This is a genomic window from Streptomyces sp. GESEQ-35, from assembly GCF_017948485.1.
GTDB lineage: Bacteria > Actinomycetota > Actinomycetes > Streptomycetales > Streptomycetaceae > Streptomyces.
Map to the genome: position 1 here is coordinate 1 of NZ_JAFFSX010000093.1, position 575 is coordinate 575.

Annotated in this window: 1 protein-coding gene; it reads right to left on the reverse strand. The window is 67.1% G+C overall.

Annotated elements, in window-relative coordinates; genetic code table 11:
- Nucleotides 1-19: 19 nt before the first annotated feature.
- Nucleotides 20-575, reverse strand: a 556-nt coding sequence (locus tag KCH87_RS48480; protein WP_210594468.1) for a transposase family protein, incomplete at its 5' end; no start/stop codon positions are given.

The following is a 575-nucleotide window of genomic DNA, read 5'->3' on the forward strand; positions in this document are numbered from 1 at the left end:
TCTAAGGGCGTGCAGATCATTAACTCGTCTTTTTGACCTTGGTTGGAGTGGGGGCGGAGGCGAGGAAGGCCGCGACGTCGGCTGGTGTGCGGAGGCGGGCGGTTGAGGTGTTGATGTGGTGGCCGTGTGCTTCGAGGAGGGGGCTGACTTCCTGTTTCGCGCGGCTGATGGTCATCGCGGTGACGTCGAAGAGCTGGCCGAGGAGGTCCATGGTGGCAAGTTTGCGCAGGTGGAGCACGGTGGCCAGGATCCGGTCGGCTGGGGTGAGCTTGGCCTTGGCGCCTGCACCGCGGGCGACCAGGCGTTCGTGACCGCGGCGTGCGTGGAGCACTCGCTCGTGTTGGATCTCCAGCGCGGGAGTCAGCGTGTCGATGAGTTCGCTGAGCTGTTGGCGGGTCATGCCGGTCAGTTCGGGGTCCTGCAGCGAATGCTGCGTGAGGCGGTGCGGCTTGTTCGCCGGGGCCTGGTCTGCCGTGCTGCCGGTCGCCGTCGCGTCCAGCGGGTGCTGGGGGTGGAGGGTGTAGTTCCAGTCGCCGTGGAAGCGGTGCCGGGTGATCGGCAGGGCGGCGATCTCG